20 protein-coding genes, 1 tRNA gene and 3 pseudogenes are annotated in these 24,153 nt (G+C 73.4%); 9 read left to right on the forward strand and 15 right to left on the reverse strand.

What is annotated here, in order from left to right; genetic code table 11:
• Nucleotides 1-721 (reverse strand): annotated as a pseudogene (locus tag H7K62_RS13865) (hypothetical protein); the annotation flags it as partial.
• Nucleotides 722-998: 277 nt separating this feature from the next.
• Nucleotides 999-2,462, reverse strand: coding sequence for a GuaB1 family IMP dehydrogenase-related protein (locus tag H7K62_RS13870; protein WP_186719258.1), 1,464 nt, complete (start codon nucleotides 2,460-2,462; stop codon nucleotides 999-1,001).
• A gap of 186 nt (nucleotides 2,463-2,648) precedes the next feature.
• On the opposite strand from H7K62_RS13870, the gene H7K62_RS13875 reads away from it, so the two are divergent.
• Both H7K62_RS13875 and H7K62_RS13880 read left to right on the forward strand, forming a co-directional pair.
• Nucleotides 2,649-6,542, forward strand: a complete 3,894-nt coding sequence (locus H7K62_RS13875) for a multifunctional oxoglutarate decarboxylase/oxoglutarate dehydrogenase thiamine pyrophosphate-binding subunit/dihydrolipoyllysine-residue succinyltransferase subunit (protein ID WP_186719559.1) — start codon at nucleotides 2,649-2,651, stop codon at nucleotides 6,540-6,542.
• Between the two features lie 7 nt (nucleotides 6,543-6,549).
• Nucleotides 6,550-7,155 (forward strand): GDSL-type esterase/lipase family protein, encoded by a 606-nt coding sequence (locus tag H7K62_RS13880; protein WP_186719260.1) that lies wholly within the window; start codon nucleotides 6,550-6,552, stop codon nucleotides 7,153-7,155.
• Nucleotides 7,156-7,201: 46 nt separating this feature from the next.
• On the opposite strand, the gene H7K62_RS13885 is transcribed toward H7K62_RS13880, so the two are convergent.
• The 3 genes from H7K62_RS13885 to H7K62_RS13895 form a co-directional block, all read right to left on the reverse strand.
• On the reverse strand, nucleotides 7,202-8,188 hold the full coding sequence (locus H7K62_RS13885; protein WP_186719262.1) for a zinc-binding dehydrogenase: 987 nt from the start codon (nucleotides 8,186-8,188) through the stop codon (nucleotides 7,202-7,204).
• 16 nt (nucleotides 8,189-8,204) lie between these two features.
• A complete protein-coding gene (locus H7K62_RS13890) occupies nucleotides 8,205-9,128 on the reverse strand; it encodes a YhjD/YihY/BrkB family envelope integrity protein (RefSeq protein ID WP_222437607.1) in 924 nt (307 codons plus the stop codon).
• Nucleotides 9,129-9,231: 103 nt separating this feature from the next.
• On the reverse strand, nucleotides 9,232-10,287 hold the full coding sequence (locus tag H7K62_RS13895) for a type IV pilus twitching motility protein PilT (protein ID WP_186719566.1): 1,056 nt from the start codon (nucleotides 10,285-10,287) through the stop codon (nucleotides 9,232-9,234).
• A gap of 192 nt (nucleotides 10,288-10,479) precedes the next feature.
• Between H7K62_RS13895 and H7K62_RS23995 the strand changes: the two genes are divergently transcribed.
• Nucleotides 10,480-10,554, forward strand: coding sequence for a 50S ribosomal protein bL37 (locus H7K62_RS23995; RefSeq protein WP_370591786.1), 75 nt, complete (start codon nucleotides 10,480-10,482; stop codon nucleotides 10,552-10,554).
• A gap of 91 nt (nucleotides 10,555-10,645) precedes the next feature.
• On the opposite strand, the gene rsrA is transcribed toward H7K62_RS23995, so the two are convergent.
• Both rsrA and H7K62_RS13905 read right to left on the reverse strand, forming a co-directional pair.
• Nucleotides 10,646-10,960, reverse strand: coding sequence for a mycothiol system anti-sigma-R factor (gene rsrA, locus H7K62_RS13900; protein WP_186719264.1), 315 nt, complete (start codon nucleotides 10,958-10,960; stop codon nucleotides 10,646-10,648).
• Nucleotides 10,957-11,655 carry a sigma-70 family RNA polymerase sigma factor gene (locus tag H7K62_RS13905; protein WP_186719266.1) on the reverse strand — a complete coding sequence of 233 codons (699 nt, stop codon included), beginning with the start codon at nucleotides 11,653-11,655 and terminating at the stop codon, nucleotides 10,957-10,959. Before H7K62_RS13905 ends, rsrA begins: the two co-directional genes overlap by 4 nt.
• A gap of 251 nt (nucleotides 11,656-11,906) precedes the next feature.
• Between H7K62_RS13905 and H7K62_RS13910 the strand changes: the two genes are divergently transcribed.
• From H7K62_RS13910 to rsgA, 3 genes are all read left to right on the forward strand, one after another.
• Entirely contained in the window at nucleotides 11,907-12,473 is a 567-nt protein-coding gene (locus H7K62_RS13910) for a DoxX family membrane protein (RefSeq protein WP_186719268.1), read from the forward strand.
• Nucleotides 12,474-12,575: 102 nt separating this feature from the next.
• Entirely contained in the window at nucleotides 12,576-13,937 is a 1,362-nt protein-coding gene (gene aroA, locus H7K62_RS13915; RefSeq protein ID WP_186719270.1) for a 3-phosphoshikimate 1-carboxyvinyltransferase, read from the forward strand.
• Entirely contained in the window at nucleotides 13,937-15,025 is a 1,089-nt protein-coding gene (gene rsgA / locus H7K62_RS13920) for a ribosome small subunit-dependent GTPase A (RefSeq protein WP_186719273.1), read from the forward strand. The genes aroA and rsgA overlap by 1 nt, the downstream gene beginning before the upstream one ends.
• Nucleotides 15,026-15,103: 78 nt before the next feature.
• Here rsgA and H7K62_RS13925 read toward each other — a convergent pair whose 3' ends face one another.
• Both H7K62_RS13925 and H7K62_RS13930 read right to left on the reverse strand, forming a co-directional pair.
• Nucleotides 15,104-15,754: a hypothetical protein gene (locus H7K62_RS13925; RefSeq protein ID WP_186719274.1), complete on the reverse strand. Its 651-nt coding sequence runs from the start codon at nucleotides 15,752-15,754 to the stop codon at nucleotides 15,104-15,106.
• A gap of 80 nt (nucleotides 15,755-15,834) precedes the next feature.
• On the reverse strand, nucleotides 15,835-16,167 hold the full coding sequence (locus tag H7K62_RS13930) for a DUF2087 domain-containing protein (protein ID WP_222437609.1): 333 nt from the start codon (nucleotides 16,165-16,167) through the stop codon (nucleotides 15,835-15,837).
• A gap of 37 nt (nucleotides 16,168-16,204) precedes the next feature.
• On the opposite strand from H7K62_RS13930, the gene hisN reads away from it, so the two are divergent.
• Nucleotides 16,205-16,993 carry a histidinol-phosphatase gene (gene hisN, locus H7K62_RS13935; RefSeq protein ID WP_186719275.1) on the forward strand — a complete coding sequence of 263 codons (789 nt, stop codon included), beginning with the start codon at nucleotides 16,205-16,207 and terminating at the stop codon, nucleotides 16,991-16,993.
• Nucleotides 16,994-17,053: 60 nt separating this feature from the next.
• On the opposite strand, the pseudogene H7K62_RS13940 reads toward hisN, so the two are convergent.
• A pseudogene (locus tag H7K62_RS13940) lies at nucleotides 17,054-17,365 on the reverse strand (acyl-CoA dehydrogenase family protein); the annotation flags it as partial.
• Between the two features lie 305 nt (nucleotides 17,366-17,670).
• Here H7K62_RS13940 and H7K62_RS13945 point away from each other — a divergent pair.
• Together H7K62_RS13945 and H7K62_RS22620 are read left to right on the forward strand one after the other, a co-directional pair.
• Entirely contained in the window at nucleotides 17,671-17,955 is a 285-nt protein-coding gene (locus tag H7K62_RS13945) for a transposase (protein ID WP_186719276.1), read from the forward strand.
• Nucleotides 17,956-18,174: 219 nt separating this feature from the next.
• Nucleotides 18,175-19,053 carry a transposase family protein gene (locus H7K62_RS22620; RefSeq protein ID WP_370591787.1) on the forward strand — a complete coding sequence of 293 codons (879 nt, stop codon included), beginning with the start codon at nucleotides 18,175-18,177 and terminating at the stop codon, nucleotides 19,051-19,053.
• 519 nt (nucleotides 19,054-19,572) lie between these two features.
• Here H7K62_RS22620 and H7K62_RS13955 read toward each other — a convergent pair.
• The 5 genes and pseudogenes from H7K62_RS13955 to H7K62_RS13970 form a co-directional block, all read right to left on the reverse strand.
• Nucleotides 19,573-20,319: pseudogene (locus H7K62_RS13955) on the reverse strand (ISL3 family transposase); the annotation flags it as partial.
• Nucleotides 20,320-20,493: 174 nt separating this feature from the next.
• On the reverse strand, nucleotides 20,494-20,877 hold the full coding sequence (locus tag H7K62_RS24000) for a DUF6444 domain-containing protein (RefSeq protein WP_222437637.1): 384 nt from the start codon (nucleotides 20,875-20,877) through the stop codon (nucleotides 20,494-20,496).
• 1,020 nt (nucleotides 20,878-21,897) lie between these two features.
• Nucleotides 21,898-22,700 (reverse strand): IS5 family transposase gene (locus tag H7K62_RS13960; protein WP_370591777.1). Its coding sequence is split into 2 segments (ribosomal slippage): nucleotides 21,898-22,368 and nucleotides 22,371-22,700, totalling 801 coding nucleotides; the frame shifts between segments, so codons are not numbered across the junction.
• A 62-nt stretch (nucleotides 22,701-22,762) separates the two neighbouring features.
• A complete protein-coding gene (locus tag H7K62_RS13965; protein WP_186719287.1) occupies nucleotides 22,763-23,905 on the reverse strand; it encodes an MFS transporter in 1,143 nt (380 codons plus the stop codon).
• 100 nt (nucleotides 23,906-24,005) lie between these two features.
• Nucleotides 24,006-24,079, reverse strand: a tRNA-Met gene (locus H7K62_RS13970).
• Between the last annotated feature and the right edge of the window lie 74 nt (nucleotides 24,080-24,153).

Genomic DNA, 24,153 nt, shown 5'->3' on the forward strand with positions numbered 1-24,153 from the left:
GAGCCGGCTCGGCGGCGCGCGGCTGGAGGTCGGCCGGGCCCTGGGCGGCGCGCCGGGAGCGGCGGCTGGGCGGCTCGGTGGGCGCCGGCGCCGACCAGGCGGCGGGCGGGGCGACGGGGGCCGTGGGGACCGGGGCGACCGGGGCGACCGGCGCGGCGGGCGCCGCGCTGCGGGCCCGGACCGGTGCGGGGTCCGGGCGGTCCGCGAGGGTGCCGTCAGAGGGCAGCGAGGCGGCGCGGCGACGGCGGCGCAGCGGCGCCTCGAGGGCGGCGATCTCGTCGGTGGTCGGCCAGCCGCCCGCGAGGGAGGCCGGCAGCGCCTCCTCAGACCGGCCGGTGGGGGCCACCGGCACCGGGACGGGCGCCGAGGGGTGCGCCGAGGGCATCCCGTCCGACCAGTCCCCGGCCCACGACGGGGGTGCCGTGCGCTGGCCGGGCAGGCCCAGCAGCGCCGCGAGCTCGGAGAGGCCGTCCGGCGGGGTGGCCAGGGCGGTGGTGGTGCGCTGGCTGGGGAGCCCCGGCCCGCGGCGCTCGGCCGGCGCGAGGGCGCTCAGCTCGGTCAGCGAGGAACGGCGTCCGCCGCGGTCGGCCAGGTCCTCGCGGGCGGCCCGGCTGTTGGGCCAGCTGCCGCGGACCCGCGTGCCGGACGGGCGCTCGCGCACGTCCACCGGAGCGCCGGGGGACTCGACGAGCCCTCCCTCGGCTCCGCGGTGAGACGGCACAGCGGGACCTCCACACGGGCTCGGACAGCGGTGGGCGCACGGCCGCGCCCCGCCCCTGACGTGCAGCGGAGCGTCTCGGCCGGGGCTTCGACGACTGCGAGACTAGGTGAAAGGGGTCCGCCGGTCGGGGACTTCCGGAGTTCCTGTGGAAAAGGAGTTGCACCACTGTCGTTCACTGCAGGTCACAGACCTGCAACGCAGCGACACGCCACGCCGACGCGCCGCGGCGCCGGTCCAGGGGTGGGTCAGCGACCTCCCCCGGACCGGCGGTCCGGCCTCACCAGCCCGCGGGGAGCGGGCGGCCCTCCTGGTACCCGGCGTCGGACTGCAGCCCCACCACAGCGCGCTCGCGCAGCTCGGCGAGGTCGCTGGCACCGGCGTAGGTGCAGGCGCTGCGCACGCCGGAGGTGATCTGGTCCAGCAGGTCCTCGACGCCCGGGCGGCGCGGGTCCAGGTGCATGCGCGAGGAGGAGATGCCCTCCTCGAAGAGCGCCTTGCGCGCCCGCTCGAACGGGCTGTCGGTGCGCGTGCGCGCCGCGACGGCCCGCGCCGAGGCCATCCCGAAGCTCTCCTTGTACGCCCGGCCGTCGGCGCCCACCATGAGGTCGCCGGGGCTCTCGTGCGTGCCGGCGAACCAGGAGCCGACCATCACCTGGCTGGCTCCGGCGGCCAGCGCGAGCGCCACGTCGCGGGGGTGGCGGACGCCGCCGTCGGCCCACACCCGCGCCCCCAGCTCGCGCGCCGCCTCGGAGCACTCCAGCACCGCGGAGAACTGCGGGCGGCCGACCCCGGTCATCATGCGGGTGGTGCACATGGCACCCGGGCCGACGCCCACCTTGACGACGTCGGCGCCCGCCTCCACCAGGTCGCGCACGCCGTCGGCGGTGACGACGTTGCCGGCCACCACGGGGACGTGGCCGAACGCGCCGCGCACCGTGGCCACGGCGCGCAGCGCCGAGAGCATGCGCTCCTGGTGCCCGTGCGCGGTGTCCACCACCAGCACGTCGGCGCCGGCCTCGAGGACGGCGGCGGCGGTGGCCGCGACGTCACCGCCCAGGCCGATGGCCACGCCGACCCGCAGGCGGCCGGAGGCGTCGAGGGCGGGCGCGTAGATCCTCGAGCGCAGGCAGCCGGTGCGGGTGAGCGCGCCCAGGAGGCGGCCGGCGCCGTCGACGACCGGGGCGAAGGTGCGGCGCGAGGAGTCCAGGGCGGTGAAGGCCCGCTCGAGGCCTCCCTCGCCGAGCACGTCGTCCTCGCGCAGCACGAACGGCTCGCGCGTCATGACCTCGCCCACCTGCGTGAACCGGTCCACGCCGCGGCAGTCGGCCTCGGTGACCACGCCCACCGTGACGCGCTCGGCGTCGAGCACCACGGCAGCGCCGTGGGACCGCTTGGGCAGCAGGTGCAGCGCGTCGGTGACGGTGTGGGTGGGGCTCAGCTCGACGGGGGTCTCGAGCACCGGGTGGCGGTCCTTGACCCACGCGACCACGTCGCTGACGACGTCGAGGGGCAGGTCCTGCGGCAGCACGGCCACGGCGCCCCGCCGGGCGGCGGTCTCGGCCATGCGCCGCCCCGAGACCGCGGTCATGTTGGCGACGACGACGGGCACGGTGGTGCCGGTGGCGTCGTCGCTGGAGAGGTCGACGTCGAGCCGGGAGGTCACCGCCGACCTCGACGGGACGAGGAACACGTCGTTGTAGGTCAGGTCCGTCGCGGGCCGCTGGCCGGGCAGGAAGCGCACGTGGACCCAGGGTAGCCGAGCCCGGTGCCCTCCCCCGCCGCCTCGCGCCCGCCCTCCGCCCGCCCTCACCGAGCGCGCGGCGCCCGCTGCTCTCCGTGGTGCCCCCGAGGTGCTCGCGGAGGGCGGGTAGGGTTGGGCACCAAGAACTTCGCCAGCGCCAACACGTGGAAGTGGGCGATCCTCGCCGTGACGCAGACACCGACGACCGGTGGACGCCAGGACGGGCCGGGGTTCGACCCCGCTGCCGCGTTCGGCGCCAACGAATGGCTGGTCGAGGACCTCTACCAGCAGTACCTCCGCGACCGCACCTCGGTCGACCCGGCCTGGTGGGACTTCTTCGCGGGGTACGCCGCGAAGGGCTCCGCCCAGAACGGCTCGGCCGGCGGGTCCGGCAACGGGAACGGGAACGGGCAGCACCACGGCGGTGCCGGCTCCGCTCCGTCGTCCTCCCAGTCGTCCGCTCCGCCAGTGGCGGCGGAGACCCGGGCGCCGGCTCGCCCAGTCGCGCCGCCGCCCCCCGCGGCCGCCGAGCGGACGGCCCCCGCGAAGGCCCCCGCCTCCGCGACCGACGCTCCCGCCGTCCCCGGCGCCCCCGGACCCTCGCGCCCGGCCGAGCGCCCCGAGGTCCGCAGCAGCGGCGCCCAGCCCGCGCAGCCGAGCCGCCCGGCGCCGGCCCCCGCGGCCAAGGACGCCCCGGAGGCGCCGACCCAGGTGCGCCTGCGCGGTCCCGCCGCGCGCGTGGTCACCAACATGGAGGCCTCGCTGGCCGTCCCGACCGCCACGAGCGTGCGGACCGTGCCGGCCAAGCTGCTCATCGACAACCGCATCGTCATCAACAACCACCTCAAGCGCGCCCGGGGCGGGAAGGTCTCCTTCACGCACCTCATCGGCTACGCGGTGGTCGAGGCGCTGCGCGAGATGCCCGAGATGAACTGGGCCTACACCGAGGTGGACGGCAAGCCCGGCATCTCCCAGCCGGCGCACGTCAACTTCGGCCTGGCCATCGACCTGCCCGCCAAGGACGGGTCGCGCCAGCTGCTGGTGCCCTCCATCAAGAACGCGGAGACGCTCGACTTCGCCCACTTCTGGGCCGCCTACGAGGACCTGGTGCGCCGGGCGCGCTCGGGCGCGCTCGGGGTGCCGGACTTCGCCGGGACGACCATCAGCCTCACCAACCCGGGCACCATCGGCACCGTCCACTCGGTGCCGCGCCTGGTGCAGGGCCAGGGGACGATCGTCGGCGTCGGCGCCATGGACTACCCGGCCGAGTACTCCGGCGCCTCCGCGGAGACCCTCGCCCGGCTGGCGGTCAGCAAGACGCTGACGCTGACCAGCACCTACGACCACCGGATCATCCAGGGCGCCCAGTCCGGGGAGTTCCTGCGCCTGGTGCACGGCAAGCTGCTCGGGGACGACTTCTGGGACGGCATCTTCACCGCCCTGCGGATCCCCTACGAGCCGGTCCGCTGGGTGCAGGACATCTCCGTCTCCCACGACGACGAGATCGGCAAGACCGCGCGCGTGGTCGAGCTGGTGCACGCCTACCGGGTCCGCGGCCACCTCATGGCCGACACCGACCCGCTGGAGTACCGCCAGCGCCGCCACTACGACCTGGACATCCGCAACCACGGCCTGACGCTGTGGGACCTCGACCGCGAGTTCCCCACCGGCGGGTTCGGCGGCAAGCCGCTCATGAAGCTGCGGGACATCCTCGGCGTCCTGCGCGACTCCTACTGCCGCACCACCGGCCTGGAGTACATGCACATCCAGGACCCGGCCCAGCGCCGCTGGATCCAGGACCGCGTGGAGCGGCCCTACACGCCGCTGAGCCGCGAGGGCCACCTGCGGGTGCTCGAGCGCCTCAACGACGCCGAGGCGTTCGAGACCTTCCTGCAGACCAAGTACGTCGGGCAGAAGCGCTTCAGCCTCGAGGGCGCGGAGTCCGTCATCCCGCTGCTGGACGCGGTGCTGTCCGAGGCGGCGCACGCCGGCATCGAGGAGGTCGGGATCGGGATGGCCCACCGCGGCCGCCTCAACGTCCTGGCCAACATCGCCGGCAAGAGCTACGCGCAGATCTTCCGCGAGTTCGAGGGCGTGCAGGACCCGAAGTCCGTGCAGGGCTCCGGCGACGTCAAGTACCACCTCGGCACCGAGGGCGTCTTCACGGCCCAGGACGGCGCCGAGACGAAGGTCTACCTGGCGGCGAACCCCTCCCACCTGGAGGCCGTCGACCCGGTGCTCGAGGGCATCGTGCGCGCCAAGCAGGACCGCATCAACCTGGGCGGCTCCCGCTTCCCGGTGCTGCCGGTGCTGGTCCACGGCGACGCCGCCTTCGCGGGCCAGGGCGTGGTGGCCGAGACGCTGAACCTCTCGCAGCTGCGGGGCTACCGCACCGGCGGCACGGTGCACGTGGTCATCAACAACCAGGTCGGCTTCACCACGGCGCCCGCGAGCTCGCGCTCGTCGTTCTACTGCACCGACGTCGCGCGGATGGTGCAGGCGCCGATCTTCCACGTGAACGGCGACGACCCCGAGGCCTGCGTGCGCGTGGCCAAGCTGGCCTTCGCGTTCCGCGAGGAGTTCGCCAAGGACGTCGTCATCGACATGGTCTGCTACCGCCGCCGCGGCCACAACGAGGGCGACGACCCCTCGATGACGCAGCCCCTCATGTACGGCCTCATCGAGGCCAAGCGCAGCACCCGCAAGCTCTACACCGAGGCGCTCATCGGCCGCGGCGACATCACGCCCGAGGAGGCCGAGAAGGTCCTCGACGAGTACCGCCAGCAGCTCGAGCGGGCCTTCGAGGAGACGAAGGACGGCGCGGAGCCGTCCCGGGCGGCCTCGTCCAGCGACGGGTCGACCACGGCCGGGCTGGACCGGCCCGCCTCCCAGCGCGACGACTCGGTGGCCGACCCCGCGCGGACCGCCGTCGAGGAGCAGCTGGTCCGGGCGATCGGGGAGGCCCACACCGAGCTGCCCGACGGCTTCACGGTGCACCCCAAGCTCAAGCCGATGCTCGACAAGCGCGCGCAGATGACCCGCGAGGGCGGTGTCGACTGGGCCATGGGCGAGCTCATGGCCATCGGCTCGCTGCTGTCCGAGGGCACCGGCGTGCGCCTGGCCGGCCAGGACAGCCGGCGCGGCACCTTCGCGCAGCGCCACGCCGTGCTCATCGACCGGGTCACCGGCGACGAGTGGACGCCGCTGCAGAAGTTCGCCACCGGTGACGCGCGCTTCTGGGTGTACGACTCGCTGCTGTCCGAGTACGCCGCCATGGGCTTCGAGTACGGCTACTCGGTGGAGCGCCCCGACGCGCTGGTCATGTGGGAGGCCCAGTTCGGAGACTTCGCCGGCGGCGCCCAGACCATCATCGACGAGTTCATCTCCTCCTCCCAGCAGAAGTGGGCGCAGCGCTCCTCGGTGGTGCTGCTGCTCCCCCACGGCTACGAGGGCCAGGGGCCGGACCACTCCTCGGCGCGCATCGAGCGCTTCCTCCAGCTGTGCGCGGAGGAGAACATGACGGTGGCGATGCCCTCCACCCCGGCGTCGCACTTCCACCTGCTGCGCCGCCAGGCGTACGCGCGCCCCCGCCGACCGCTGGTGGTCTTCACGCCCAAGTCGATGCTGCGGCTCAAGGCCGCGGCCTCCCCGGTGTCGGCGTTCACCGAGGGCGGCTTCCAGACCGTGCTCGGGGACGACCCCCGCGCCGTGGACGCGTCGTCGGTGGACCGGGTGCTGCTCTGCTCCGGCAAGGTCGCCTACGACCTGCTCGCCGAGCGCGAGCGCCGCGGTGACCGCCGCACCGCCGTCGTGCGCCTGGAGCAGCTGTACCCGCTCGACGGGCGCGGCCTGGGCGAGGTGCTGTCGGCGTTCCCGACCTCGGCCGAGCTGGTGTGGGTCCAGGAGGAGCCGGCCAACCAGGGCGCGTGGCCCTTCCTCGGGTACGCGCTGGCGGAGGTGCTGGCCGACAGGTCGGTGCGGCGGGTGAGCCGGCCCGCGTCGGCCTCGCCGGCCACCGGCCGGTCCAAGGCGCACGCGGTCGAGCAGAAGAACCTGGTCGCGGAAGCTCTCGACCGTTGAGCCGGAGGTGAGGGCACCGGCCACGCGGGTCTGCGTGGTCGGTGACGACCTCGTCGCCGGGGTCGGCGACCCGCGCGCGCTCGGGTGGGTAGGGCGGGTCGCCGCCCGCACCCGCACCGAGCACGACGCGGTCGCCGCCACGGTCATGGCCCTCGGCGTCCCCGGGGAGTCGACCACGGGCCTGCGCGAGCGGTGGTACGCCGAGGCGTCCCGTCGCTGGGGCGGCACCGACGACCGCCTCGTGGTGGCGCTCGGGCACGCCGACGCGGCCGCGGGCGCGTCCCTGGCGCGCAGCCGCCTCAACCTGGCGGACGTGCTCGACACGGCGGCGGCCGCCGACGTCCCGGCGTTCGTGGTGGGCCCGCCGCCTCCGCTGGACCCGTCCCTGCGTGTGGCGGTGGCCGAGCTGGCGGGCGGCTGGGCCGATGTGGCGAGCCGCCGCGGCGTGCCCTACGTCGACTGCTTCGGCCCGCTGCTCGCCCACGACCAGTGGATCGCCGACCTCGAGGCCGGGGACGGCGTGCACCCCGGCCAGGTCGGCTACGGCCTGCTGGCGTGGCTGGTGCTGCACGGCGGCTGGCACGCCTGGCTGGGCCTGCCCCTGACCCCCTGACCCCCGCTTCGTCCGCGCTCTCCGCGGCACGTGCGACGGGGAAGCGTCAGGGGCGGATGACGACCTTGCCGAAGACCTCGCCGGCCTCCAGCCGGCGCAGGCCCTCGCCGGCCTCGGCCAGGGGCAGCACGTCGTCCACGAGGGGCCGCACCCCTGTGGTCGCGCACAGCTGCGCGAGGCGCCGCAGCTCCTCGCGGCTGCCCATGGTCGAGCCGACCACGCGGAGCTGGGTGAAGAAGACCCGGTTCAGCTCGGCGGGGGCGTCGCCGGTGGTGGCGCCGCAGACCACGACGGTCCCGCCGGGCTTGAGGGAGCGCAGCGAGTGGCCCCACGTGGCCTTCCCCACGCTCTCCATGACCGCGTCGACGCGCTCCGGGAGCCGCTCCCCCGGGGCGAACGCCGCGTGGGCCCCGAGCTCCAGCGCGCGGGCTCGGCGCTCCTCGGAGCGGCTGGTCACCCAGACCCGCAGCCCCGCCGACGCGGCCAGCGCCACCAGCGCCGTCGAGACCCCGCCACCGGCGCCCTGCACGAGCACCGTGTCCCCCGGTGACGTGCCGGAGTTGGTGAAGAGCATCCGGTAGGCGGTCAGCCAGGCCGTGGGCAGGCACGCGGCCTCCTCGAAGCTCAGCTCGGCGGGCTTGTCGACGAGGTTGCGGGCGGGCACCCGCACCACCGGTGCGAGCGTGCCGGGCCAGCGCTCGGACAGCAGCGTCCGGCGCGGGTCGAGGGTCTCCTCCCCCGCCCAGCCCGGGTCGGACAGCACGGCGTGGACCACCACCTCGCGGCCGTCCTCGGTGGTCCCGGCGGCGTCGCAGCCGAGCACCACCGGCAGCGCCTCGGGGTGCACGCCCACCCCGCGCAGGGTCCACAGGTCGTGGCGGTTGAGCGCGGCGGCGCGCACGCGCACCGGCACCCACCCCTCCGGCACGGGAGCGGGCTCCCGCTCGCCGACCTCGAGGAACTGCAGCGGGTCCTCCTGGAGTCCCGTGGACGGCGGGACGTCGGCCGGGCGCACGGCGCGGGCTGCCAGCATCCGGCCACGCTAGCCGTCAGCCGGCTGGCTCGCCCCGCCGCTCGAGGGCGGCCACCTCCCGGCGGGTGGCGAGGAGCCTGCCGGCCTGCTGCGTGGCCACGTAGCCGAGCAGCGCCACGAGGTGCAGCAGCCAGACCCACAGCAGCACCGCGGTCCACCCGCCCACGGCCTGGTTGCCGCCGAACGGAGCGCCCAGGTCGATGGGCAGCCACAGGAACAGGGTGAAGCCCTGCAGGAACCCGGAGATGAACGCGCCGGTGGCGAAGCCGCCCACCAGCGCGAGCCGCCAGGACGGCGGGTCGGGGGCGACCACCCGGAACGACCACGCCAGCGGCACGGACACGGCGATCCAGTCCACGTTGAGCGCCACGTAGACGCCCAGCGCGGTGGCGGCCGGCCGCCCCTCGGAGAACAGCGTGGCCAGCAGGGGCGTGATGCCCAGCACGGCCAGCAGCAGCAGGGGCGCCGCCGCCAGGACCGGGAGGACGGCGATGCGCCCGCGCCACCCGGTGCGGCTCTCGGTGACGCGGTCCAGCGAGCCGTAGGCGCGCCGCAGCCCCTCCCCGTACAGGCTGGCGGCGAACGCGGCGAACAGCGCCACGAACCAGCTGGTGGAGGCCGCCTGGTCGATGACCGTGCGCGCCACAGCCCCGGCCCCGGAGCCGCGCGGCAGCGCGGCCTCGAGCGTCGTCGACAGGTAGCGGACGTGGTCCTCCCCCACCACCAGCGTGGCCAGCCGGACGGCCAGCATGAGCATGGGGACGCCGGCGATGGCGGCGTAGAAGGTGACGGCCGCCCCGTGGAGCAGGAGGTCCTGCCGGCTCAGCTGCGAGCGCACGGCCCAGGGCAGGGCGCCGAGCACCTGGCGCCACGCGCCCCGTCCGGGGCCGCGTCCGGTGGGGCGCTGCCCGCGGTCCCGCCGCGCCGCCACCGTGCTCACACCCCCATGCTCCCCCGTCCGGCGCGCTCGTGCGGCGGCGGAGCCGCAGGACGCGCCCGCGCCGCCGTCGTCGTCGCCGTCGTGCGGGGTGCGGGGCGGGTCCTCAGCCGGTGATGCCCAGGCGGCGCAGCTCCACCGCCAGGTCGTGGGGGCGGCTGGCCACGCCCAGGGCGTCCTCCTCGGAGACCACGCCGTCGCGCACCAGGGCCACCAGGGCCTGGTCGAAGGTCTGCATGCCGTAGAAGCCGCCGTCGGCCACGAGGTCGTGGATGCCGGAGGTCAGTGACGGGTCGGCGACGGCCTGGGCCACGCGCGGGGTGCCGACCGCCACCTCGAGGACGACGACGCGGCCCTGCCCGTCCGCCCGCTGCACCAGGCGCTGGCAGATGATCCCCCGCAGCGAACCCGCCAGGCCGAGCCGCACCTGCTGCTGCTCGTGGGGCGGGAAGAAGTCGACGATGCGCGAGACGGTCTCGGTGGCGTCGGTGGTGTGCAGGGTCGACAGCACGAGGTGCCCGGTCTCGGCGGCGGACAGCGCGGCGCGCACCGTCTCGGCGTCGCGCATCTCGCCCACGAGGATGACGTCGGGGTCCTGGCGCATCGCCGCGCGCAGGGCGCTGGCGAAGTCGCGGGTGTCCACCCGCACCTCGCGCTGGTTGACCATGCCCAGCTTGTCCGCGTGGAGGACCTCGACCGGGTCCTCCAGGGTCATGATGTGGCACTCGCGGGTGCTGTTGACGTGGTCGATCATGCTCGACAGCGTCGTGGTCTTGCCCGAGCCGGTGGGGCCCGTGACCAGCACCAGCCCCCGCGGCTCCAGCGCCAGGGAGGAGATCACCGGCGGCAGGCCCAGCTCCTCGAGGCTCACGGGCGTGGTGGACACCCGGCGGAACACCAGGCCGACCGTGCCCCGCTGCCGGTAGGCGTTGGCGCGGAAGCGGCCCACGCCCGGGATCGAGTACGCGAAGTCCGCCTCGTTGGTGCGCGCGAACTCCTCCGCGAGGTCGGGGCGCAGCACCTCGGCCACCATCCGCTGCGTGTCCGCGGGCACCAGCTCGGGGGCGCGCAGCTTGCGCAGGCGCCCGTCGATGCGCACCCGCGGCGGCGACCCCACCTTGCAGTGCAGGTCCGAGCCGGACAGGTCCACCAGGGCCCTCAGGTACTGCTGGACGTCCGACGGCGACGACGGAGCGTGCGCCCCTGACGCCGCCGCGGCGGGCGGGGGCGTCTGGGCGGGCACGCGCGCGTCGCTGACCTGGCTCACCCCACGCCCATCGGCTCGTGGCGGCGCTCACCTGAGCCTGTGGGACCATCGGGGTGAGCCTGACGTCTCATCGAGAGGAGGACCGCCATGAGCAAGCGCGCACGCAAGCGCCGCGACCGCAAGAAGGGTGGCGCCAACCACGGCAAGCGCCCCAACTCCTGAGGGAGCTGGCAGCGACCGCTGCTGGGAGCACGAGAGGCCGGGACCCCGTCGGGGTCCCGGCCTCTCGTGGTCCCGGCGGTGGCTCGCGCCCTCAGCCCTCGACGGTGGTCGTGCGGGTCACGCGCGTGACGACGGCGGAGCCGTCTGCGGCGTGCGCGGTCACCGTGGTCTGCACCGTCTGCACGCGGGTGATGGAGGCCACGATCTTCGCCCGCAGGGCGGCCGGGGCCTGCTCGGCGCAGCAGCGGCGCACCAGCGCCTTGAGCGCCGCCTCCACCTCGTACTCCTCCAGGCACGGCGGGCACGCCTCGAGATGCTGGTGGATGTCGGCCAGCTCCTCGGCCGAGACCTCCCCGTCCAGCGCGGAGTAGATGCGCTCGAGGACCCCGTCGCACTCGGCGCTCACGACGCGTCCCCCGTCCCGGCGGACGACCCGGCGGTGGCCGCCGCAGCGGCGCCCGCGGGCGCGGCCTCGGCGGGGATGAGCCCGCGCTCGCGGGCGTAGTCCTGCAGCTGCGTGCGCAGGATGCGGCGCCCGCGGTGCAGGCGCGACATCACGGTGCCGATCGGCGTTCCCATGATCTCGGCGATCTCCTTGTACGCGAAGCCCTCGACGTCCGCGTAGTAGACCGCCATCCGGAAGTCCTCCGGGACGGCCTGCAGGGCCCGCTTGACGTCGGAGTCAGGCAGGTGGTCCAGCGCCTCGGTCTCCGCCGAGCGCAGACCGGTGGAGCTGTGCGCCTCGGCGCGCGCCAGCTGCCAGTCCTCGATCTCGTCGGTGGCCGCCTGCTGGGGCTGCCGCTGCTTCTTGCGGTAGGTGTTGATGTAGGTGTTGGTGAGGATCCGGTACAGCCAGGCTTTGAGGTTGGTGCCCGGGCGGTACTGGTGGAAGCTGGCGAACGCCTTCGCGAACGCCTCCTGCACCAGGTCCTCCGCGTCCGCGGGGTTGCGCGTCATGCGCAGCGCGGCGGAGTACAGCTGGTCGAGGTGCTGCAGCGCCTCGGCCTCGAACCGGGCCGTGCGCTCCTCGGGGGTCTCCTCGGGGGCCCGCACCGTGTCGTCGGTGCCGGCGTCAGCGCGGGTGGCCGGGTCGTCGCTCATCGCCCCCCACAGTAGTCGGGGGGGCGGCACAAGGGCCTCTCCCAGCGGTTCGGCGACGAGCACGCGCTCCTCCTGCTCCGGCGGGTCGGGTGTCCGCCGGGCGGTGCAACGCCACCTGCGCGGTCGTTGTTCCGGCGCCCGGGTCCGGTGCCGCTCCCGGGGCCCGGCGGACCGGCCCTCCCCGCGGCCAGGACGACCAGGACGACCACCCGTGGTGGCGGGCGGTCCAGCGGTGCGGTAGGACGGGTGGCATGAGCCTAGTCCGTCGTCTCGCCCGACCGCTGCTCGCGGCCCCGTTCGTCTACGGCGGCATCGACCAGCTCCGCAAGCCCGCCGCCAAGGTCGACGGCGGCGGCCCGGTGATCCCGGCCCTCAAGGGCCTGGCCATCGGCCCGGTCACGCTGCCCAGCGACGACGCCGGCCTGGTGCGCCTCAACGGCGCCCTCATGACCACGGCCGGCCTCGCGCTCGCCGTCGGCAAGGCCCCCCGGGTCTCCTCGGCGGTGCTCGCCGCGTCGCTGGTGCCCACCACCCTCACCGGCCACCGGTTCTGGGAGGCGCCCGACGCCAAGACCCGCCAGCTGCAGCTGGTGCAGGCGCTCAAGAACGCCGCCCTGTTCGGCGGCCTGCTCATCGCCGCGGTGGACCTCGACGGCAAGCCGGGTCTGGCCTGGCGCGCCCAGCACGCCGCGAAGACCACGCAGCGCTCGGCCAAGGTCGCCACCGCCGCGGGCACCGCGGTGGCCAAGCGCGCCCAGAAGAAGGCGCGCAAGAGCGCCAAGCGCGCCCAGAAGAAGCTCGAGAAGGCGCTCGACTGAGCTCCTGACCCCAACCCGGCGGGCCGGCCGGTGCGCTGCGGCGCACGGGCCGGCTCGTCGGTCGTGGCCGCAGGTGCGCGGGGCGCCGTACGCTCGGCAGTGATGAGCCCCTCCACCAGCACGTCTGCCAGCACGGTGAACGCCCCCCTCGACTGGGCGGCACCCCTCAGCGAGGCCCCCGTCGACGCCGAGGTCCGCCTGCCGGGCTCGAAGTCGCTGACCAACCGCTACCTGGTGCTCGCGGCGCTGGCGGAGGGCCCCTCGGAGCTGAGGGCCCCGCTGCGCTCGCGCGACACCCTGCTCATGGCCGCTGCCGTGGCCTCGCTGGGGGCGCGCGTCACCGACGCGCCGGCCAGCTCCGACGGCTCGAACCCCACCGAGGTCGCGACCTGGCGCGTGGAGCCGGGTGCCCTGCGCGGCGCGGGCCAGCTCGACTGCGGCCTGGCCGGCACCGTCATGCGCTTCCTGCCGCCGGTGGCCGCCCTGGCCTCGGGCGACACGACCTTCGACGGGGACCCGCACGCCCGCACCCGCCCCATGGCCCCGCTGCTGGGCGCCCTGCGCGACCTCGGGGCCCGAGTCGACGACGACGGGCGCGGCCTCATGCCCTTCACCGTGCGCGGCACCGGCCGGCTGCCGGGCGGTCGCACGGTCATGGACGCCAGCGCCTCCAGCCAGTTCGTCTCCGCCCTGCTGCTGGCGGCGGCGCGCAGCGACAGCGGCGTCGAGGTGGTGCACGAAGGCGAGCCCGTCCCCAGCGCGCCGCACCTGGTGATGACCCAGCAGGTGCTGCGCGACGCCGGCGTGGAGGTCGAGACCGACCTCGCCACCACCGGCGGCGCCTCCGGCACGCACTGGCGGGTGGCGCCCGGCCGGGTGGGGGCCCTCGACGTCGACGTCGAGCCCGACCTGTCCAACGCCGCGCCGTTCCTCGCGGCCGCGCTGGTCACCGGTGGCCGCGTCACCGTGCCCGGGTGGCCGCAGCGCACCACGCAGGCCGGTGACGCCCTGCGCGACCTGCTCGACGAGATGGGCGCCGACGTCGACCTCACCCCCGAGGGCCTCACCGTGCGCGGCGGTGACGGCGTGTCCGGCATCGACGCCGACCTCCACGACGTCGGCGAGCTGGCGCCCGTCCTCGCCGCTGTGGCGGCCCTCGCCGACACCCCCACGCGCCTGCGCGGCATCGCCCACCTGCGCGGCCACGAGACCGACCGCCTCGCGGCGCTGGCCACCGAGCTCAACGCCCTCGGCGGGGACGTCTCCGAGACCGAGGACGGCCTGCTCATCCGGCCGCGCCCGCTGCACGGCGGGACGTTCTCCACCTACGGCGACCACCGGATGGCGACGGCGGCCGCGGTGCTCGGGCTGGCGGTGCCCGGCGTCGTCGTCCTCGACGTGGGCACCACGGCCAAGACGCTGCCCGACTTCCCGGGCCTGTGGACGGGGATGCTCGCTCGCTGATGGCCGGCTCCAGCGACGGGGAGCGCCGGCGCGCCTCCGGGTACGACGAGCGCGACGTGCGGGTCCGGCCCAACCGCCGCGGCTCGCGGCCGCGCACGAAGGACCGTCCCGACCACGCCGACGCCGTGCCGGCGCGCGTGCTCACCATCGACAGGGGCCGCATCACCACCCTCGTCGGTGAGGGGCAGGACGACGAGCGCGAGGTGGTCGCGATGCGCGCCCGCGAGCTGGGGCGCGCGGGCATCGCCGTGGGTGACCGCGTGGGCGTGGTCGGTAACACCAGCGGCGAGGTGGACACCCTCGCCCGGATCGTGCGGATCGAGGAGCGCAGCTCGGTGCTGCGGCGCACCGCCGACGACACGGACCCCGTCGAGCGGGTGCTCGTGGGCAACGCCGACCAGCTGCTCGTGGTGACGGCCGTGGCCGACCCGGCGCCCGTGCAGCGCATGGTGGACCGGTGCCTGGCCGCGGCCTACGACGGCGGGCTGCAGCCGGTGCTGGTGCTCACCAAGGCCGACCTCGGCGACCCGGCCGAGGCCCTGGCCGCGTGGGCGGCGCTCGACGTGCCGGTGCTCGTGGTGCGCCGCCGCGTGCTGGAGGACGGCACGCGCGTGCTGGACGGCGCCGACGCCGTCCGGGAGCGTCTGGCGGGGCACGAGAGCGTGCTCGTGGGCCCGTCCGGCGTGGGCAAGTCGACGCTGGTCAACGCCCTGGTGCCCGGGGCGGGCCGTGCGACGGGCTCGGTCAACGAGAACACCGGACGCGGCCGGCACACCTCCAGCTCGGCGGTGGCGCTGTCGCTGCGCGACGCCGGCGGCGAGCGGACCGGATGGGTCATCGACACCCCGGGCGTGCGCAGCTTCGGGCTGGCGCACCTGACGCCCGAGCGGCTGCTGCGCGCCTTCAGCGACCTGGAGCCCGGCACCGCGGATTGCCCGCGCGGCTGCACCCACGACGACGCCGAGACCACCGAGTGCGCGCTGGACGCCTACGTCGCCTCCGGTGCCGCCGGGGAGGCCGGCCCTGCGCGGCTCGACTCGCTGCGACGCCTGCTGCGCAGCCGCTCCGGCGAGGCCGACCCCCGCTGACCCGCCCTCCCCCACCGTGATCATGGACTTCCGAAGCACTTTCCGGCCGTGATCATGGACTTCCCGCGCACGCCGCCGTCAGCGGTGCTGGGGCGGGCGTTCCTCCGGCAGGCCCAGCGAGCGGCGCTCCAGGGCGGCCAGCGCCGCCGTGGCGCGCGGGTCACCGCCGCGCACGTCGGCGAGCGGGTCGGGGCTGACGGCGGCCAGCGCGGCCAGGGGCTGGTGCGCCAGCGCCCGCCAGGCGAGGAGCTCGGTGCGGCTGCGCACCGCCGGCCCGGGCGCCTCGGCGTCGTCCAGCCAGGCCCGCGCGGCGCCCGCACGCCGGGCGAACCGCAGGCGCACCGGCAGCCAGAGCGCCACCACCAGCAGCACGGGCAGCACCGCGACGGTGAGGCCGAGCACGGTTGCGAGGTGCTCGATCGTCGAGGCGAGGTCGGTGCCGGCGGCGGAGAGGTCTCCCGCTGAACCGCTGGCGCCGTCGAGCGGCGCCGAGAGCCGGTCCCCCACCAGCGGAACGCGGCCGGCTGCGGCGGCAGCACCGCCCAGCTGGTCGCGCAGGCCGCCGGCGCCGCGCGCCAGGGACCGCGCCGGATCGGCGAGCGCCGCGACGGCGCCGTGCACCACCACGCCGGTGACCACGCACACCACCGCCCACACGGCGACGGCGAGGTCCGCGGCCAGCTGGCGGGCGCGACGGGCGGGGCTGGCGGCGTAGGGCTGCAGCGGCACACCCCGATCCTGTGCGGGAAGCCCATGATCACGACCGGAAAGCGCTCCGGAAGTCCATGATCACGAGGGGTGGGGCGGGGTCAGAGGTCCACCGAGCCGCCGGTGCGCCAGTAGACGGCGTCGGCCCGGTCGAGGAACCCCTCGTCCACGAGGTAGCGGCGCAGCGCGGCGACGTCGTCGTGGAAGGCCCGCAGCAGCGCGTTGACCTCCAGCTCGGGGTAGCGCTCCCCCGGTTCGAAGACCCTGGCGATGAGGTCGAGCACCACGAGGCGCTTGGCGCGCTTGGCGGGGATGCTGGTCAGGCGGCCGTCGGCGTCGAGGAAGGCCCGCAGCACCTTCTCGCGGGAGGCGAGCGCCTGCTGCAGGGGCTCGCCGATGGCACCGTCGGCGCTCTCGTGAGGTGCGGGGACCACACCACCCAGGGTAGGAGCGACCGCTACGGTGCCACGTGTGCCCGGTTATGACGACGACCTGAGGCTCGCGCACGTCATCGCCGACGCCGTGGACAACCTCACCACCACCCGCTTCAAGGCCCGCGACCTCGTGGTGGACACCAAGCCAGACCTGACACCCGTCACCGACGCCGACAGGGCGGCGGAGGAGATCGTCAGGTCGCAGCTGAGCCGAACCCGCAGCCGCGACGGCTTCGTGGGCGAGGAGAGCGGGGTCTCGAAGGGCTCCTCGGGTCGCCAGTGGGTGGTCGACCCGATCGACGGCACCAAGAACTTCGTGCGCGGCGTGCCCGTGTGGGCCACGCTCATCGCCCTCCTCGACGACGGCGTGCCCGTGCTCGGCGTGGTCTCCGCCCCGGCGCTGAACCGGCGCTGGTGGGCGGCGCAGGGCACTGGCGCGTACACCGGGCCGCGCCTGTCGGCCGCGAAGCGCCTCCAGGTCTCGCAGGTCGCAGCCCTGGGGGACGCCAGCCTGAGCCACTCCGAGATCTGGGAGTGGGAGGAGGCAGGGCGCCTGGAGGGCTTCCTCGACCTCACGAAGAAGGTGTGGCGCACCCGCGGGTACGGCGACTTCTGGAGCTACACCCTCGTGGCCGAGGGCGCCGCGGACATCGCCTGCGAGCCCGAGCTGGAGCTGTACGACATGGCCGCGCTCGTCCCGGTGGTCACCGAGGCGGGAGGCCGGTTCACGTCGCTGGCCGGTGAGGACGGCCCGCACGGCGGCAACGCGGTGGCCACCAACGGGCTGCTGCACGACGAGGTGCTCGGGCTGCTGGCCCGCCGCTGACGCCCGTCGTCGTCCTGGGTCGCCGGACGGCCCAGGACGACGACGAGCGCGGTCAGCCGGTCACGTGTACCAGGTGGGCTCGGGGACCTCGTCGAGCAGCACGTAGCTGCCCACCTCGCGCTTCTTGTAGGGCAGCGGGTCGTGCAGCGAGTGCGTGCGCAGGTTGCGCCAGTGCACGTCCAGCCCGACGGCGTTGGCGCTGGCCCGGGCGCCGGTGAGCTCGTACACCTTCGAGGCCACCTCGAGGCCGTCGTCGACGGCGCGGACCTTGGCGGCGGCGATGCGCACGGCGAGCTCCTTGCGGCGCCGCTCGTTGAGCTCCTCGCGCGAGGCGTACAGGCGTTGAGTGTCGGCGCCGACGGGTTCAGCGATTTCGATCAGCGCGGGGAACTGGGCGCGCAGGTGTGGCAGGACCGAAGATGCTAGGTAGGTACGGGGAACCCCTCCGGTGACGGAGTGTCAGCAGCCCCATCGTCGGTGACTACCCCGTGTCAGTTCCAGGCCCTGCGCTGCTCACAGGCCGCAGCGCCTGTTGGCGAACGGCCTAAACGAGTGACATCGAGAACATCCCCGACCGCACCCGCTACGGCGTCGCTAATTTGCTCGCCCACGCATCCCAGGCGATCAAACTGATCCGGCCGGTCCGCCGCGGCGACGGGCGCTAGCACACCAAGACGATGAACGCGATCAGCTCGCTGGACTATCGCGGCGCGCATCCGAGCCTGTTGACGGCTTCGATCCGTAGGCCCTGGCGGACCAAAAACTCCCTCCACTGGGTGCTCGACGTCGCCTTCGGCGAGGACGCCAGCCAGGTCCGCTTTGGGTCTGGTCCGCAGAAGCTGTCGGCGATGGCGAATTTCACGATCAGCACCTTGCGACAGTCCGGAACGGGGCGAAATCGCCGCCGGCAGTCGACATGCCCTAGATCTAAACTGATACTGTTCGCCTTAGAGCTGACGTGAAGACATTGTGGTGATCCGAGTAGCGGCTCGGCGGTGACGCAGCGTCAACTGGCTTGGCGGTGAAGGGACGGGACCCCGCAGGATGGGTCGGCCCTCTCACAAGTCGACTTCTTCCCCCGGAGTCCCGCCGTGCTCGATGCTGCCACCGTCCCCGCACCTGCTCACCTCGACATCGCCGGGCTCTCCGATGAGGTCGCCACTGCCCTCGCCGAACAGCTCGTGACCTACACCGCCGTGCTGCCGGTGCCGCGCCGCGTGGTCGCCTTCGTCGCCAACCTGCACGAGAAGCACTTCGCCGCGCTGCATACCCGCCCAGGACGTCGAGCCTTGAGCGCCTGGGACCAGTCGCTGGCCTTCTGCCGGGTGATGCTCCAAGACGTCGAACCAGACCAGAGCGCCCGCGACACCGGCATCGCCCGCTCCACCGCCCACCTGCGGATGCGGGAGTCCGAACAGCTCCTCGCCGCCCAGGCACCCTCGCTGAAGGAGGCGATGGTGGGCGCCGCGCAGCGCGGTTACCGCCACGTCAACCTCGACGGCACCCTCATCGAAATCGACCGCGTGTCCATCCCCGGACCCACGACCAGGAAGAACACCACGCGCAGCGGCCCGAAGCGGCTCAAGGTCGACCTGTGGTGGTCAGGTAAGCACAAGCGCCACGGCGGCAACGTCCAGGTCGTGACCGCCCCGGACGGCTGGCCCCTGTGGGTCAGCGATGTCCGTCCCGGACGTGAGCACGACGTCACCGCCGCCCGCACCGACCCCGAGCTGCTGGACCAGGTGGACCGCTGGCGCCAAGACGGACGCACCGTGCTGGCGGACCTGGGCTACGAAGGTGAAGCCGCGCGGATGCTGACCCCGGTCAAGGCCGACGCGAACGGCACCGACCGGGCCGGTGAGCCGGTGCCGCTGAGCCCCGACCAGCAGACCCGCAACGCGCTGCACTCGGCGACCCGAGCCCGCGCCGAGGCCGGCAACGCGCTGCTGAAGCAGACATTCAAGGCGTTGCGACACGTTCGCGTCGACCCTTGGCGCATCGGGTCGATGACCGCCGCCGCCCTGGTGCTGCTGCATCTCATCTACGACCGCATCACGTGACCCACTGTGACCGTCAGGCGGCTACTCGGATCACCTCATTGCCGACCTCCGACCGGCAGGCAGACGGCAGCCCGACTAGTCAGCATCATGACAACTTCGCGTCATCGTGGTCTGGCGCCTCATCATCTTGCTCCCGCGAGGCAGTACCTTGCAAGCGAGCAAGTTGGCTCATCACGCTTTCTTCAGAAGCGATATTTTTGACGCGGCTAGATAATGCTTCGAAGATTCGAGCCTCTAGTGTTCGATCAGCCATATGTTCATCCTAAGCTAGGCGACTCGTCACTCCTGCGGGTCCCAGGTTGCGCCTCAATGCATTACCCAAGGATGAAGCCGAATGGAAAAAATTCTCGCCCTGACCCCACCCAAGGCCCCTGCATTATTTTCAGCGTCGTTCCATCTTAACACGAGTGCAAGCTCCACGAGAAATGTTCGCGAACTGCCTGCAGCAAGCGCAAAAGGAAGCCGCACGCTACTGGTTTTATTACAAACATGCCCGGCAACTCTCGATAGCATTCCGACTCATCGCATCTGAGGGTGCAGCAGCGGTCGGAACCCGCCGGTCTCCAGCAGGGACCGGGCGATGTAGTTGGTCAGGTTCCGGAAGCCGAGGGCTGAGCCGCGTAGGTGCTCTAGGCGGCCGTTGATCGCCTCGGTCGGCCCGTTGGACGTACCGGGGCGGTCGAAGTAGGCCAGCACGTCCACCGCCCGCTGGGCCAGCGTCCGCCCCAGCCGCGTCAGCTCCACCAGCTGCGCAGGCACGTCCTTCGTCAGCGTCTCGATCAGCGTGCTCAGCGCCCGGCGGCCCGCAGCGCGCTCGGGGTCGCGGTAGGCCGCCACCATCCGCTGGTACACGCTCCAGGTGACCTCCACCTCGGCGTGGACATCTCCGTGACCCTGTCCCTGGGCGGTGGTGTCGAACAGCGCATCCAGCTTCGTGCACTGGCGCTCGGTGAGCAGCTCGATCCCGGCGTGCAGGACCCGCCGGGCCGCGTACAGCGGATCCCCCGTGCGGCCGCGGTGACCGTGAAGACGCTGCTGCACCCGACGGCGGCACTGGTCGAGGGCGTCCCCGGCCAGGCGGACGACGCGGAAGGGGTCCATCACCGCGACGGTGTCGGGTAGCTCAGCGGTGGTGGCGGTCCTGAAGCCGGCGAACCCGTCCATCGCGACCACCTCGATGCCGTCACGCCAGGCGGCGGGGCGTGCGGCCAGCCACGTCGCGAACGCCGACTTTGAGCGCCCTTCGACCATGTTGATCGTCGGCGCGGCGCATGCCAGGACGGCGCGGTCGGGGTCGAGGCGCTGGCCGGTGATGCGCAGGCCGAGGGCGTTCAGGCCGGTGAACGTGGTCAGGTCAGGGTCGTCGAAGGTAGCGTCGAGCAAGTCGAGGTCCTCTGGATGTCTGGCGTGAGAACCGCCATCTTCTGAGGGCCTCGACCTCTACCTGGTCACCGGCGCGACGGCGCCCGGACTCTCAACTGCGAAGAGCCGCTCTGGGCGGGTCACCGACCTGCGGACACGCCATCGAGGTCGCCGGCGCATCGGTCGGCGGTGCCTAACACCCGAGCACGTGCCGGGCCGGTGGTGGATGACCACGTCCGCATTGGACCCCTCATGCAACGTGGCGCCTTGGTGGCCGGGCTGACCACCGGGCCTGCGGCCGGTCTTGGTGCGCGCTGAGGACGGCGCCGGGGTCGTGGGCTTGGAGCTCTCATCCGAGGACGGCGGCTCCGACGAGGTCTGCGACGACGATGTCGCAGCGGTCAACTCGTGGGTCAGCTCAGCGAGCTTCGCGTCCTGCTCGGCGATGCGCGCCGCCAGCAGGGCGACCTACTCGCAGAGCATCACCACCAGGTCCACCAGCTCCTCGCGGGAGGCTGAGGCGAGCGTTGAACGCTCCACCGGCAGCACAAGAAGCCGATTTGTTCGGGGAAGGACACAGCCCACCAGCGGAGGAGGGAGCACCCCCAAGAGCTCCCATTGCGACGTACCCGGCTTGGGCTCGTCCCGTGGCGCCCCTCGCCTGACTGACACTGCAGCAGAACGTCTATTGAAAAGGCAACTTCTCGCCCCCCTTGCCCCACCTTCCGCAAGCGTGATTCCATAACCCTCCCAAGCACAAGGAGTATTAGTGCTGGGGGCAAGTATTCTTTCTGCAACCGGAGAGGTCGGGACGTCGATGCGCTTCAGGAGAAGAATTTCAATCGCGGCCGCTACTGCTGCCGCTGGACTGCTGGCCGTACTCCCCGCTACGCCAGCAATAGCGGTTGGGCCCGGGCAGGCCGTGGCTAACAACGAGCTATACGCAAAGCATGAGCAAGGAGGGTTGGGAGGAAACATCGGCGCGAGGCTTCGCAATGGTTCGTACGTCCAAATGAGCGTCAACTCAATGCGGTACGGCAATGAAAACGATCCACTTGTGGTCCGCTACATCAACGCTGGATCGGGTTACTGCGTCTGGGAACAAGTTTACATGATCACACCGTCATGGGGCGAGCCTGAGAAGGTGGGCGAGCGGACGCACGGTAAGGGACTGGCCAGTGCGTACAGGCAGACGCTCGGCTGGGAGACGGCGCCCCTTACAAGCAGGGCCGTATTCTCAGACCTCAAGGTCTTCCGCTGCTAGAACTAGTTCGCAAATTTGGCGTCGCCCCCGACCTCGCCGAGCGGAGCAGGCCCAGATCAACGATCAACTGTGAACCACTACCAACTGGTCGCTTCCTTACGCCTGCTCCACCCTCTACCCCCTGCCCCTAACCCCGGCATTAATAACGTCGCCGGGCCCGCCGTCCTGCATCACCCCACCACGAAGGCGGTGCAGGACGGCATTTAGAAGACGTTGCATTAGTCGTTCACGAACAGCCGGGCGGCGATCAACGTGACCGCGAGCCGCGCCAGCGCGGTGATCGTCTTGCTGGTGCCGTCGTAGCGCAGGGCCAACCGCTTGAACGCCAGCAACCACCCCACGGTGCGCTCGACCACCCAGCGGTGACGGCCCAGGCGCTGACTGCTCTCGATGCCGATGCGAGCGATGCGCGCGGTGATCCCGCGCCGGCGCAGGTAGGTCCGGCAGCGGCGGTTGTCGTAGCCCTTGTCATCGTGCAACTTCACCGGCCGGCGCCGCGGATGACCCCGCCCGCCGACCTTGATCGCGGGGATGGAGTCCAGCATCGGCTCCAAGAAGATGCTGTCGTGGCGGTTAGCGCCAGAGACGATGACGTTCAGCGGGGTGCCGGCCCGGTCCACGAGCAGGTGGTACTTCGAGCCGCGTTTGCCCCGGTCAGTGGGGCTCGGACCCGTCAGCTGGCCCCCCTTTTGGCCCGAACGGACACCGAGTCAATCGAGCAGCGCGACCAGTCCAACTGCCCACGGCGGGCCAGCTCGTCCAGCACCCCCCGGTGGATCGCCTCCCACACTCCGACCTCTTGCCACTGGCGCAGCCGGCGCCAGCAGGTCCAGCCCGAGCCGTAGCCGAGCTCGGGCGGCAGCTTGGCCCAGCCGATACCGGTGCGCAGCACGAACAAGATGCCCTCCAGCGCTGCGCGGTCATCCAGGCGTGGCCTACCGGTGCGGCCGTGCACCGCCGGGCGGCGGGGTGGGAGGAGCGGCTCGACCAGCGTCCAAAGTTCGTCGCTGATCGAGTCCATGGCGGGGGAAGGCGCCTTGGACGGCATGGCTCAGCATGCGTTCTCCGACCCGCACAAGATCGCTACCGGACATCTGCAACGTCTTCGAAGGCTAAGACGGCGACCCGCAGACCCACCGAGTCGGCCAATGCCCCCACGCCGACCACGGGCACGGAGATGGCCACGCAGAAGACCACGAAGAGCGTGGAGACCACCTCGGCGCGCCGCTGCGGCGGCGAGGCGGCGCCCACCTCGGCGACCCCGGCGCGGAAGCAGGCGCCCTGGGCGGCGCCCAGCACCACCGTGGCGAGCAGCAGCAGCGGCAGGGAGGCCAGCTCCAGGCTCGCGGCCAGGAGGGCCGTGCCGACCAGCAGCGCGGCGCACCCGGCGGGCAGCACCCGGGCGGGCGCCAGGCGCGCCGTGGCCGCCTGGCCTCCCACCGACGCCGCGAAGATGAGCGCCGCCACGGCGCCGGCCGCCAGCGGGGCGCTGACGTCGAGCAGCTGACGCAGCACGCGCGGCTCCGCGGCGGAGTACAGCCCCAGGCACGCGAAGCCCGCGAAGCCGCTCACCGCGGCCGGCACGAACGCCGCCCGCGCCTGCGTCGGCACGGCGGGCCGCAGCGGGCGCCACGGCGGCCTCTCGGCCACCGCGCCGCTCACGGTCTCCCCGGCGACGACGAGCCCGGCCCCGGCCCCCGCGAGCAGCACCAGGTGCACCGCGTACGGCACCACGAGCGGCGCCCAGCCCAGCTGCGCCACGGCGCCGGCCAGCAGCGGCCCGGACCCGAGGCCACCGATGTTGGCGGCGGTGGCCACGAGGGACGCGGCGCGCGCGGAGCGCTGGGGCGCCAGCTCCGACACGAGCGCGGTCGCCTCGCCGGTGAACAGGCCCGCCGACACCCCGGACAGCACGCGCCCGACCAGCAGCCCCGGCACGGAGACCGGCAGGAGGAAGACGACGGCGGACGCGGCGGCGAAGCCCAGGCCCACGGCCAGCACGGGGCGCCTGCCGAACCTGTCGCTGGCCTGCCCGGCCGCCACGAGCGCCGCGATGACGCCGACGGCGTAGGCGGCGAAGACGGTGGTCTGCAGCAGGGTGCTGAGCCCCAGGCGCTGCATGTAGAGCCCGTACAGGGGCGTCGGCAGCGTGGTGCCGAGCATGGTGGCCCAGAAGGCGAAGGCCGCGGCGGCCAGCCGCCACCGCCAGGCGTGCTCGCGGGACACGGGACCTCCCAGGCTCGACCGGCGTCCGGGGGTGCGCTCAGCACGCCCCCGGACAGCACGAAGGCCGCCGATCCAGAGGATCGACGGCCTTCGTCAGGAGTAGCGGGGGCAGGATTTGAACCTGCGGCCTCTGGGTTATGAGCCCAGCGAGCTACCGAGCTGCTCCACCCCGCGCCGGTGAACAGAACATTACCCGACCGCGGGCGAGGAGCCAAAACGGGCCCCCGCGGCAGCTGCCGCGGGGGCCC

Source organism: Quadrisphaera sp. RL12-1S (genome assembly GCF_014270065.1).
Lineage (GTDB): Bacteria > Actinomycetota > Actinomycetes > Actinomycetales > Quadrisphaeraceae > Quadrisphaera.